The 13,048-nt window shown below is 33.9% G+C and carries 5 protein-coding genes; all 5 read right to left on the bottom strand.

Annotated elements, in window-relative coordinates:
* Complete coding sequence (locus tag OLM54_RS02160) at positions 1 to 5,079, bottom strand: T9SS type A sorting domain-containing protein (protein ID WP_264536973.1); 5,079 nt, start codon at positions 5,077 to 5,079, stop codon at positions 1 to 3.
* Positions 5,080 to 5,083: 4 nt separating this feature from the next.
* Entirely contained in the window at positions 5,084 to 7,150 is a 2,067-nt protein-coding gene (locus OLM54_RS02155) for a fibronectin type III domain-containing protein (protein ID WP_264536972.1), read from the bottom strand.
* 205 nt (positions 7,151 to 7,355) lie between these two features.
* Positions 7,356 to 8,120: a hypothetical protein gene (locus OLM54_RS02150; RefSeq protein ID WP_264536971.1), complete on the bottom strand. Its 765-nt coding sequence runs from the start codon at positions 8,118 to 8,120 to the stop codon at positions 7,356 to 7,358.
* 165 nt (positions 8,121 to 8,285) lie between these two features.
* On the bottom strand, positions 8,286 to 11,003 hold the full coding sequence (locus OLM54_RS02145) for a DNA gyrase/topoisomerase IV subunit A (protein ID WP_264536970.1): 2,718 nt from the start codon (positions 11,001 to 11,003) through the stop codon (positions 8,286 to 8,288).
* A 32-nt stretch (positions 11,004 to 11,035) separates the two neighbouring features.
* Positions 11,036 to 12,907, bottom strand: coding sequence for a DNA topoisomerase IV subunit B (locus tag OLM54_RS02140; protein WP_264536969.1), 1,872 nt, complete (start codon positions 12,905 to 12,907; stop codon positions 11,036 to 11,038).
* Between the last annotated feature and the right edge of the window lie 141 nt (positions 12,908 to 13,048).

The following is a 13,048-nucleotide window of genomic DNA, read 5'->3' as shown; positions in this document are numbered from 1 at the left end:
CTAGTAGATGATAATTTTTTTAACAAGCGTTTGCTGTTCTGTTTCCAATACTAAAATGTACATTCCGGCCTCAAGAGAAGTATTAAAATCAACTTCATACTTTTTCTTTCCCGAATCTTTTTTCTGAATCATGGTATACTGTCCTGTAGACGAAAACAACCTTAGGTTTATAGCGCTGTTGTTCTCTAAATTGACAATAGCCTTAAAGTTTCCATCACTTGGGTTTGGCGTTACAATAAAATCAATAATAAATTTAGAACCGGTAGCTGCATTAGGCAGCGTACTTCGTTTTTCTACAGTAATATTTTTATTAAACGTTGCATAACATTCTCCTTGTGTTTGCTGTAAACCAATAATATAAGTACCAATTTCATCAAACTTTAGTGTTATATATTTTTCTTTTTGTTCTACAATATGTGCTCCGGCAGGTATTACCCATTCTGTGCTTTCTCCCAGAGGGTTACTTGTATTAACCAGAATTACTTCTTCGTCTAAATAGGCCTGAGAACTCAGTAAAAATTCAGCACTAATTATCGCCTGACTTGTTTTTATTACAATTTCATCTTCGGCAATACAACCTAAACCTGACGTTACTTTTACATGATAGGTTCCGGCTTTTGTCAAACTTACTTTTGCCTGATTTGATGTAAACCCATTTGTAGAAGTCCAGCTATATTGTGCCTTGTTATCTGCAATTGTAGCGTCTAAATCTAAAACCTGATCATTACACAGGGTTCTGTCTTTTCCTAAATCAACAACAATTTGATTTGGATTTTTTAGAACAAATTTCTTTTTATAGACACAACAATCCGGACAGGTTATGGTTACCTCATAATTTCCTGCAGCAAGATTACTCACATCTTTTGTAGTTTCTCCCGTATTCCACAAATACGTATACGGTAAATTTCCTCCTGTAACATTTAGCTGTATTGATCCGTCGTTACCTGCATAACAAACAGGATTTTTTATTGTTTCAGTCGCAAATATTCCTTTCGGGTCACCAACAAAAATACTTCCCTGAACAATACATCCTTTTGCATCACTTATGATAACAAAGTAATTGTTTGTTGTAATATTTTCAATTTTTGCAGTTGTTTCACCGTTTGTCCATTCGTATGTATAGGGTGCAGTTCCGCCGGTTACATGAGCTTCTGCCCATCCATCTTCTCCACTGTTACAACTGGCATTGAGTTTTGTAAAAGTCAAATTTAGTTTTGCAGGCTCCGGCATAAAATGCGTAACATCAGTTTCTTTTGTTAAAACATTATTTACATAGGTGCCGAGTTTTATACCATTAGCGTCTTCAATATTTAAAGCATAAGTTCCGTCAGACAGATTTTCTGCCGTTTCATCATGGTCATTCCATATCGTCCAGGAACCGTCTTTTTGCTGTTTTTTCCAGGTATAAAAATAAGGCAGTCCGTTATTTTGATTTGCCTGTAACTGAATTCCTCCTTTAACATGGGCTTTTAAAATTCCATCCTGAGATTCATCTCTTTGATTATCCTGCGGATTAGCATCTGTTTCATTTCCAAATTCATTACTCACATTACAAGAAATAGTTCGAACCACCTCAAATGTAACTTCAAGCGGATCCGGATCATCTAAAGTTGTAACAAAATTTGAAACTGTACAACTTGTTTTATTTGTTGCTGCATTATAATTGGCATCACGAACCGTTAAACTATAGGTTTCCTCAGGAAGTCCGTTTAAAGAAATTGTGTAAATACCATTATTAAAATTTGTGGCTGTTGTAGTTTGCACTATTCCTTTACTGTTTTTCCACTCAAACCAATAGGAGTTATCAGGAAAAATAGTTCCACCGGAAACTTCTACAACAATTTTTCCGTTAGTCGCTTTGTAAAAACCAGGATTCAAAACTTCTGTATATTTTATAGCCAGAGGAGCTGCGGGTTGTATAATCGTAACACTTTCTTGTGTAGTACATCCTTTGGCATCGGTAATAAATACCCAATATTCTCCGGCGGTTAAAACTGTATTGGTATCAATTTCTACTTCATTAGACCATTTATAGTCATAAGGAGGTGTTCCGCCTACTACATTTGCGGTCGCCCAGCCATCATTTCCTCCATTACAAAAAACATTACCATGCGTAATTGTCACAACTAATTTTGAAGGCTCCTGCATGAATTGGGTAATGTCAATTTCCTGTGTAAGCTGGTTATTAACATACGTTCCAAGTACAATTCCGTTTCTGTCTTTTACATTCAATGCATAATTTCCATGAGAAAGATTCGAAGCTGTTTCTCCTGTAATATGAGATAAAGCAGACCATGTACCATCGGCTTGCTGCTTTTTCCAATAAAAATAATAAGGTAATCCATTGTTTGCAGAAGATGCTAATGGAGCTCCTCCTGTTACATGAGCTTTTAAAATACCGTCTTGTGATTCGTCTCGCTGACCATCATTTGGAGTTGTATCTGTATCATTTCCGAATTCATTGCTTGTATTACAAGAAATAGTACGGACGATTTCAAAAACAACTTTTAAAGGATCCGGTTCCGTCAATGCCACTTTCGATTCTAATACCGAACAATTACTAATTTGATTGGTTGCTTCGTTATAATTTTTGTCTTTAATCGTTAAAAAATAATCATCGGCAGGAACCCCGTTCAACGTAATAGTATAAATTCCATTTTCTAATCCAGCAGTTGTAGTTTGAACGACTCCTGTTGCATTTTTCCAAACATAATTATATGATTTATCAACATTTGGTGTTCCACCTGTTATTTTAGCCACAATTCTTCCGTTTGTTGCACCGGAAAAAGTAGGCGTAAAAATCTCTTCATATTCAATTGCTACAGGCAATAGCGGTTCAGTAATTACGATATCTGCTTTTGTAAAACATCCATTTTTATCCGTAACTTCAACGGTATAGGTACCCGCAATTAATTGCGAAATTTTATTTTCATCTATAATACCACTGCCTGTATTGTACCATTTATATTTATAAGATCCGGCACCTCCTGTAACAGTAGCGGTAGCCCAGCCATTATTGCCCTCGTGACAGGAAACATTTCCGGAGGTAAATGACAAAGTAAGTTTAGTTGGTTCTACAATATTTTTTGTTGTTGGTATTGCGGTTACTAAATCTGTAGTATTATAAGTTCCCTGTACTATTCCGTTTGCATCTATAACATTTAATGAATAATTTCCTTGTGAAAGACTCTCGGCAGTATCTGTTTTAAACTCTGTTAATTCTTCCCACAAGTTTGTTACAGTATTATATTTTGACCAAATATATTTATATGGTAAACCATTGTTTGCTGATCCGGTAAATTTAATACCGCCGCTTACTGTTGCTTTTAAAATTCCGTCTGAGAATTTAACTTCATCAGTTTCCAAATTCTCTGTATTACAAGAAATAGATTGTGTTTCTGTCAATACAATTTCAATTTTATCAGGCTCAGTTAATGTTTGAGATGATTCGATAATAGAACAACCTGCTTTATTTACTGCATTGTTGTAATTTTTGTCTTTTACAGTTAATTTGTATTCTCCTTTTGAAACATTTTCTAATGTAATATAATATGTTTTATCAACAGAATTATACTGAGCAGTTGTTGGTAGAGTAACTCCGCTACTATTCTTCCATTCATATTCATACGATTTATCATCCTTAATCGTACCTCCGCTTATCGCAGCAACAATTTTTCCATTTGAAGCTCCAAAAAAAATAGGGTCTTTTTTGAATGTATAATTTAGCGTTAAAGGCAATTGCGGTTGTGATATCGTTTTTTCAAGTATTATCTCGTCACCTAATTGAATCTTTCCATTTACTACTGTTTGGGTTTTAGCAATACAGCCCTTCATGTCTTTTACTTTCACTTTATATGTACCAAGTGGCAGACCAGTAATTGTGTAAGGTTTATTATTGGGGAAAGGAATCCATGTAGACCCATTATTTAATGAATAGTAATCATTTCCTAATGGAGTACGAGTTCCTCCGGCTGCGTTAATCGTTATAGTACCGTCCTGACCTCCGTTGCATTGTATATCTGTACTTGCCAATGTGAATGCTAAAGGTGGAGGTGATGCAATTGTAAAAGTTTTAAGATCAAATAAATCTGCGTCAACAGAAGTATTTAATCCATCTTTAAATCCTATTAGCTGTAAAGTATAAGTACCTGCACGCAAACCGGAAATACTAAAAGTCTTGTCTGTACCAATTGCCAGCACGCCATTATAATCAGAAGGAGTATTTGTGTCAACATCCAGAAGTGTATAACTTAACTGTTCTCCATTCAGTAAAGATCTATTGAAAAAAAGCTTAACAGAACCATCTTCAGTATCTGTACATGTAGGCTGAACGGCTGTAAAAGAATCAACTTTTGGAGCAGACAAACGAATTGAATAAATCCCTACACCACTTAAACCTGGTGTTGCAGTACAAGGTTTTATTCTAAAATAAATATCTTTTCCAATATTTAAGCCTGCATTTGCACCTAAAATATCAACTGCATCTACACTAATACTTGGCGAGTTATTATATTGTGGTAAATCTAACCATTGAGTCGCTGTCGCGTTGGGAGTTAAGGTATATTGCCATTTATAATATTGTGCATCGTAACCCGACGAAGCAGTTATCGTTTTTTTTGTATGAGTTGGTAAAATATTATCTGTTGGCGGTGTTACATTTATTTTAGCTTCAATAGAATAATTAAATGTAATGTTTGTCATTCTTGGTGAATAACCTTGATTGAAAGACCCAGTAGGACAATAAGTATCTACATTAGCATATTTAGAACTATTGGCATCAGTACCTGATCTAAAATTAACAAAAGCAAAACATTCTATCGAAATAGGTTTAGAAGCACTATATAGATCCGGCAGATTTTTGTTGTTTTCATTCTCACCTTCATTATCAATATCTCTGGCATAAGCATTAGCGCTTGTTCCGTTTTGATAGTGAACAGTTACTCTGATATTTGAGCTGGTCCTATTTTTAACACCTTCATTTATCCTGTAAGTAAGATTACTGATTTTTATAGTATAATTTACCTGTGCAAAACCAAATCCCGAAACCAATAAAATAATCAATAAGTAAAACTTCTTCATAGGCTTAATATACAACTGTTAAAACTTCTTCTTTTGCCGGACTGTTACTCTGTAAACTTGGAATCAAATGATATTCATATTCCATGTTTATTTTTAAATTTTTATCTTCTAAAGTAAAAACATCACCATTTATTTCTTTCCATAAAGTTGGCGGTGTTCCTTTTAAATTTTTATAAATACTCATACTTAAAACCTTGTCCTTGGTTTTATTATAATCCCAAGTCAGGGTTATTTTTTTATTTTCCCGATCAGGCAGACCTTGTAAAAACGTAATTATTTTCACGGGTGTAAAATCCATAACCTGAACTGTTACCACAGAATGATCGAATGACGACCAGAGGTTACTTTTATCCTTAGCCAGAATAGCATATTGATATGTTTTTTTGTTCTCTACCCTGTCATCTGTAAATTCCTGAATAGTATCATTTATTTGTTTAATCTCCAGCCATTTCTCCTGTCCTTTTTCTCTCCTTCTTAAACTATATCCTACTACATCTTCACTATAACTGCGAATCCATTTTAAATGAACTTTACCGTCTTTATTATCATAATCTTTAAAAATTGGTGCGGCCGGCGGAATTTTATCCGGTTTATCTAATACCAAAACATCAGATGGATCTGAAATATTAAAGCGCATATCTTCTGCAGCAATTCTATAATATACCTTGCTGTTTGTCATTTTCAGGCTCACACTGTCCTTATAATTTGTGCCAACAAAAGATTTATGATAAATATCGACAAACTCTTCACCGGTATTATTGGCTTTTAAAATACGATATCCACGTAAATCTTTTTCCTGATTTGGTTTCCATTTCAATCGTACCACTCCAAGACTATCAATTACACCTTCAAGACCAATTGGTTTTGCCGGTGGTATAGAATCTACAGGCTGAACCAGCATACTCTGAGATGTTAATCGCTGGTTATTTTTACCAATAACAGATATGGTAAAATAATTGGACGGATATAAATTTTCCTTAAAATTTAGTTTTCTCTCAGAAGGAGGAATAATTTTAGAAACCACTTTATACGGACCTTTATCATTATCTGCTAAATTAATTTCATAACCCTGAATAAAACCTTCTGATGCTGCAGGATATTCCCATTCCAGATTAACTTCGTTCGAATTTATAATCTTATAATCGATTATTCTTGCCGGAGTAACCACGGCAGCAATTCCTGTTGCAGTGATAGGTTTTGTCAGTTCTCCTTTTTCTCCAAACGAGGTTATACCATATAATCGGTAATGGTATATTTTATCGTTTACGCTGAGCGTATCTACATAATACATGGTTTTAGACGGATGATCTTCTTTATCATTTAAGTTTACCAAAGGTGTATTGGCTATTGGACTAAAGTTGATACCATCAGAAGATTTCTCTACCATAAATGATGTATAAATTCTTTTGAAGGTTTCGTAATCCCAGGAAAGCAGTATTTTTTTATCATCAGGTACTGCAATAAAATCCGTTGGCGCAGGCAGAACACTATAGTCTTTCAAACCAATCATATAAGAGGATTCTTTAACTTGTGGACTTTCAAAAACCTTTACCTGATAAGCATATACTTCATTTTTTTTGACATCTGAATCTACAAATCCCCAACCTGCTTTTACCGCAGAAGAAAAACTCATATCGGCAGCATAAAGTGCAAATGTATAACGCTGATCGAGTTCGTCAGCCATGTTGATTATGGTAGATATATCGCCCTCTTTCGCTCCTGAAACTTCAAAACTATCACCATAGATCGATTGCGCAATAATTGCAGCATTACTGTCTTTTTGTACCAAATCAATCCAGGAATCCAAAGGTTCAGGAATTAATGGCTTGGGTGTAAGGATAATTTTTTCTGGTTTAGATACGATATTTCCATCTCGTAATACTGTAGTTCTGGTAATTACAAATCCTTTCTTATTTGCTTTTTGCCATTCACTTGGAGAATTAACAGCCCATCTAATCAAAATTTTATCTTTTTGAGCCCTCGCATTAACCATGACAGTCGCCTTTTTAGTTTGCGAAAATCCCAGCAAAACAAACAATAGAAAGATAGAAAGAAGTTTAATTTTTAACATTCCTTTATGTAATTATTTCCGTATTAAAAAAAACAAAAGTAATTTTTTAAAATGAACTGACAACTAATATTTTTTTAGAAATAACAATTAAAAAACAGTTATGAAATCAGCTTAAAAAATATGTCCTTTTGAATATAAAAAAACCAAATACTTTAATTATTTTAGAATTATAGTATTTGGCTTTTCTTATTTTTTATTGAATTTACTAGTAAACAAATTGTGTAGTTTCAGTTGAAACTGAATTACCTTTTGGAAAGGTTGCTACTTCTTCTGTTGGATAGTTGTTAACATCATATTTATAAGTATATGTTGTTATACTTGTATGAATATTATCTCCAGATCCTGAAGTAGTAGTTTCTTTGATTAAATTATTAACGGAGGCAACATTCAGTAACAGATTAAATCCTAGAATATTTTTAAACGGATGGTTTTTATTATCATATTCATATATTTCTAATCTTTCAGAACCAGGCTCAGAAATTTCACGCTTTATCAAATTGCCATCCTTAAATGTTAATTTTCCACTAGCTCCATTTTTCTCTTCAATACCGGTTGAACTATTGCCCTTTAATCTGTCATAAGACACAATTCCGTCTGTGCCATGAGTATATTGGGTTTTATAATAATCAACACTTTCATTGTTCTTTTCAATAAGACTAGTTAATTTTCCGCTAGTATAAGCATATTCTGTAATGTATTCAAGTTTACCATTTTTGTCGAATTCTTCTTCTTTTGTTATTTGATCCCCTAAATAAGTATATTTTATTACATAATCTTCTCCTGTCATGCTTACAATTTTATTTCCATTATATACATTTTCCTCTAAAGAAGAAGTTCCATCACTTTCAATAAAAGTTGTGTTTTTTAATAAAATTGGAGAAACCGAAACAGGTGGATCATTATTATCATCCTTTGAACAAGAAGTAAACGTCACTAAAACAGCACTTAATAAACATAGTAATTTTTTCATTGCTTTTAATTTTAAAGTTATTCTTACAAAGAATGCCATTAATAATTTCAAATTCTTCCCCAATAAGCCACGATAGTATCAGAATAGGACATTATTAGTGTGACTTTAACAATTAAAAAAAAAGCAAAAAAAAACCGCTAAGAAAATCTTAGCGGTTTTTAGTTATTATTCTAAAACGAGACCTATTTGTCCGTCATCATCTAATTCAGTTTCGACAGGATCATCATCTGAAATCTCCGGAACTTCCGGAACTTCCTCAACAGGTTCTTCATAAGGTAGTGGCTCTAAAAGATTAACCTGTTTTAACTTTTCAGTCGTTAATTGATTTCCTAAAGCTTTAAAACCTTTTACGGCTATAAAGTCTTCAACATCTATATGCAAATCTTCTTTTTGAACGCCTTTTACTTTTGCAAAAACCAATTGCGCCAACGGACGATAATCTGTTGATACAATCTCTAATTGCGAATTTGGATGTTCTGTAATAAAGCTTTCTTCTTTATTTTCGGTTTCAACCAAAAAGCGTTTTAAATAATAACGCTCTTTTTCTCCATCATAATAAATGGCCGAAATTGGTTTTTTAGGTTTCCATTTTTCCAAAACAATCATATCTTCATCAAAATGAGTCGATAATTCAGGAATTATAACTTTTAGTTTTCCGGATTGATTAATAATTAAGATTTTATCACTTGGTTTAAATTCTCCTAATAATTCACCTCTTGCATCAACATTTAAACGTTTAACAGTATCATCAAACCAAACTTTTCTTGGTAGTAAAGTCGAAATTCCTTTTTCTTTTAATTCGATTTTTTTAATTGGATATTTCGTTACCAAATTTCCTTTTGATGCACGCCCTTTAATCGCTAAATTGGCAAAATCAATATCAAATTTCAGTTTCTTGATCGTTCCAACCTGACGCAATAAAATTGTAATTACCTCTGCTTCTCCATTTGGATTATGTGAAAAATAAACCACTTGCGAACCAGCAGTTTCATTCGTTAAATCATAAGGTTTATCACGCGTAACTCCCGAAACATTGAAGCGCTTGATATAAGACGGACCTGATTTTCCGTCACGATAAATCATATTGTAAATTGTACGTTTATCGCTCTTATCAAAAATGGCAATGTGAATAATGTCTTTTCCAACAAATGTTTTGGCATCTACTTTTGTCACCAGCATTTTTCCGTCTCGTAAAAACACAATAACATCGTCGATATCAGAGCAATCAGTAACGTATTCGTCTTTTTTAAGAGAAGTTCCAACAAAACCTTCTTCACGATTTACGTATAATTTTGTATTTCTTAAAACTACTTTTGTCGCCTCAACATTATCAAAAACACGAAGTTCTGTCTGACGTTCACGTCCTTTTCCGTATTTCTCTTTTAATTTCGTAAAATAAGCAATGGCAAAATCCGTTAAATGCTCCAGATTATGCTGTACTTCTTTCATTTCATCTTCTAACTTAGCGATAAAATCATCAGCCTTATCAGAGTCAAAACGGGTAATACGAATCATCGGAATTTGAGTCAGTCTTTGCAAATCCTCATCGTTGATTTCTCTGACAAATGATTTTTTGAAAGGCTCAAATCGGTCATATAAATATTTATAAAGAGATTCTCTGTCTGAATATAATTTGAACTCAATGTACATTTCTTCACGAATGAAGATTTTCTCTAAAGTAGAGAAATGCCATTTATTTTTTAATTCTTCCAGTTGAATTTCTAATTCCTGTTTAAGCAAATCAACCGTTCTGTGCGTCGAAATTTTCAACATTTCAGAAACACCAATAAACAATGGTTTATTATCTTCAATAACGCAGCCTAAAGGTGCTACAGAAGTTTCGCAGGCCGTGAAAGCAAATAAAGCATCAATCGTTTTATCCGGAGAAACACCCGGGAAAAGATGAATTAAAATTTCAACATCGGCCGCTGTATTATCTTCAATCTTTTTGATTTTGATTTTACCTTTATCATTGGCTTTCAAAATACTATCAATCAAAGTCGTGGTATTGGTCGAAAACGGAATTTGCGTAATCACCAACGTATTTTTGTCTAATTGCGCAATTTTAGCACGAACACGCACACGTCCGCCACGAAGTCCGTCATTATAGTTCGACACATCGGCAATACCCTGCGTCATGAAATCAGGATATAATGTAAAGGCTTTTCCTTTTAAAATTTTGATCGAAGCATCAATTAACTCATTAAAGTTATGAGGCAAAACTTTAGTCGAAAGACCAACCGCAATACCTTCTGCCCCTTGCGCCAAAAGCAAAGGAAACTTTACCGGAAGATTGTTTGGTTCTGCACGACGACCATCATACGAAACACCCCAATCGGTAATTTTTGGAGAATACAAAACCTCCAAAGCAAATTTTGATAAACGTGCTTCAATATAACGAGAAGCCGCAGCTCCATCGCCCGTTAAAATATTTCCCCAGTTTCCCTGACAATCAATCAATAAATCTTTTTGACCAATTTGTACCATAGCATCACCAATACTCGCATCTCCGTGTGGGTGATACTGCATGGTGTGCCCAACAACATTGGCAACTTTATTATAACGACCGTCATCTAACTCTTTTAAAGAGTGCATAATACGACGCTGAACCGGTTTAAAACCATCTTCAATAGCCGGAACTGCACGTTCTAAAATTACATACGAAGCATAATCTAAGAACCAGTCTTTGTACATTCCCGTTACTTTCGTAATCGTGTCCTGACCATCTTCTTCAGTATTCTCGTAAAAATGCTGCCCTTCAAAATGTTTAGCATCTACATCAATAATTTCATCCTCTCCTTCATGATTTTCATCAAGTTGGTTTTCATCAGAATTATTTTCTTCGTTGTCTGGAATTATGTTATCGTCTTCTTCGTCTTTCATATATTTTGTTCAGTATAACTACTAAATTTCTTCTAAACTTCTTCTTCAATTGCATCCAGCTCCACCTTCAAATTCTTGATAATAAACTCTTGTCTGTCAGGCGTATTTTTTCCCATATAAAAAGACAATAATTGCTCGATTGAAGTGTTTTTGTCCATCATAATTGGGTCAAGTCGGATCGTTTCTCCAATAAAATTCTTAAACTCATCCGGAGAAATCTCTCCCAAACCTTTAAATCGGGTGATTTCCGGTTTTGGTTTTAGTTTTTCGATCGCATCTCTTCTTTCTTCTTCTGAATAACAATAGATGGTTTCTTTTTTATTTCGAACCCTAAAAAGTGGTGTCTGCAAAATGTATAAATGCCCTTCTTTTATTAATTCAGGAAAAAATTGCAAAAAGAAAGTAATCAGTAACAAACGAATGTGCATTCCGTCGACATCGGCATCGGTTGCGATTACGATGTTGTTGTAACGCAATTTTTCAAGCCCGTCTTCAATATCTAAAGCAGCTTGCAATAAATTGAATTCTTCATTTTCATACACGATTTTCTTCGTCATTCCGTATGAATTTAAAGGCTTACCACGCAAACTAAAAACCGCCTGCGTATTTACATCACGAGATTTTGTGATCGATCCGGAAGCCGAATCTCCCTCGGTAATAAAAAGCGTACTTTCTAAGTTTCTTGGGTTTTTTGTATCCGGAAGATGCGCACGGCAATCTCTCAGTTTTTTATTGTGAAGATTGGCTTTTTTAGCACGATCTGTCGCTAGTTTTCTAATTCCTGACAACTCTTTTCGTTCCCGTTCTGCCTGCAAAATTTTACGCAATAATGCATCTGCAGTTGGCGGATTTTTATGTAAATAATTGTCTAATTTGTTCTTTACAAAGTCATTTACAAAAGTACGAACTGAAACCGCAGGCGTTCCATCATCAGAACCCATATCTGTAGAACCTAATTTTGTTTTGGTCTGAGACTCAAAAACAGGCTCCATTACTTTAATACTAATTGCACTTACAATCGATTTTCGAACATCGGAAGCTTCAAAGTTTTTATTGTAAAACTCACGAATCGTTTTTACAATTGCTTCCCTGTAAGCCGCTAAGTGCGTTCCTCCTTGTGTGGTGTTTTGCCCGTTTACAAAAGAGTGATATTCTTCGCTATATTGTGTTTTACTATGCGTTAAGGCGATTTCAATATCATGATCTTTCAAATGAATGATTGGATATTCTAAATCATCTTCGCTAATTGTTTCTTCTAATAAATCTCTAAGACCATTTTCTGAAATATATTTTTCGCCATTAAAAATAATCGTTAAACCATTGTTTAAGTAACAATAGTTTTTGACCATTTTTATCACATATTCCATACGGAATTTATAGTTTTTGAAGATAGTTTCATCTGGCGTAAAAGTTACTTTTGTTCCTTTACGTTTTGTTGTTTCCACTATATCTTCTTCTAAAACTAAATTTCCTCCTGAAAATTCTGCCGCTTTTTGTTTTTCATCACGAACAGATTCTACTCTAAAATAATTCGAAAGCGCATTTACAGCTTTTGTTCCAACACCGTTCAAACCAACTGATTTCTGGAAAGCTTTAGAATCGTACTTTCCTCCGGTGTTCATTTTAGAAACGACATCGACTACTTTTCCTAACGGAATTCCACGTCCGTAATCACGAACCGAAACCGTTTTATCTTTAATTGTTACTTCAATAGTTTTTCCTGAGCCCATTACAAACTCATCGATACAGTTATCTAAAACCTCCTTTAAAAGAATGTAAATACCATCATCCGGCGAAGATCCATCACCCAATTTTCCGATATACATTCCCGGACGCATACGAATATGTTCTTTCCAATCGAGTGATCGGATATTATCTTCGTTATATTGATTTTGCTCTAGCATAAATGAATTGGATTTTCGGCTAATGTACCATTTCTAGGTAAAAAATAAAAGCGTATTTATTTTTTGTTACGAATAATAACAGCTTTGAATTCTATTTAAATTGATTTTAAAAAAATACAAGCTTTAAAATTAGAAAAAATC

Source organism: Flavobacterium sp. N1736 (assembly GCF_025947065.1).
Taxonomy (GTDB): domain Bacteria; phylum Bacteroidota; class Bacteroidia; order Flavobacteriales; family Flavobacteriaceae; genus Flavobacterium.
This window is presented reverse-complemented; position numbering and strand designations above follow the sequence as displayed.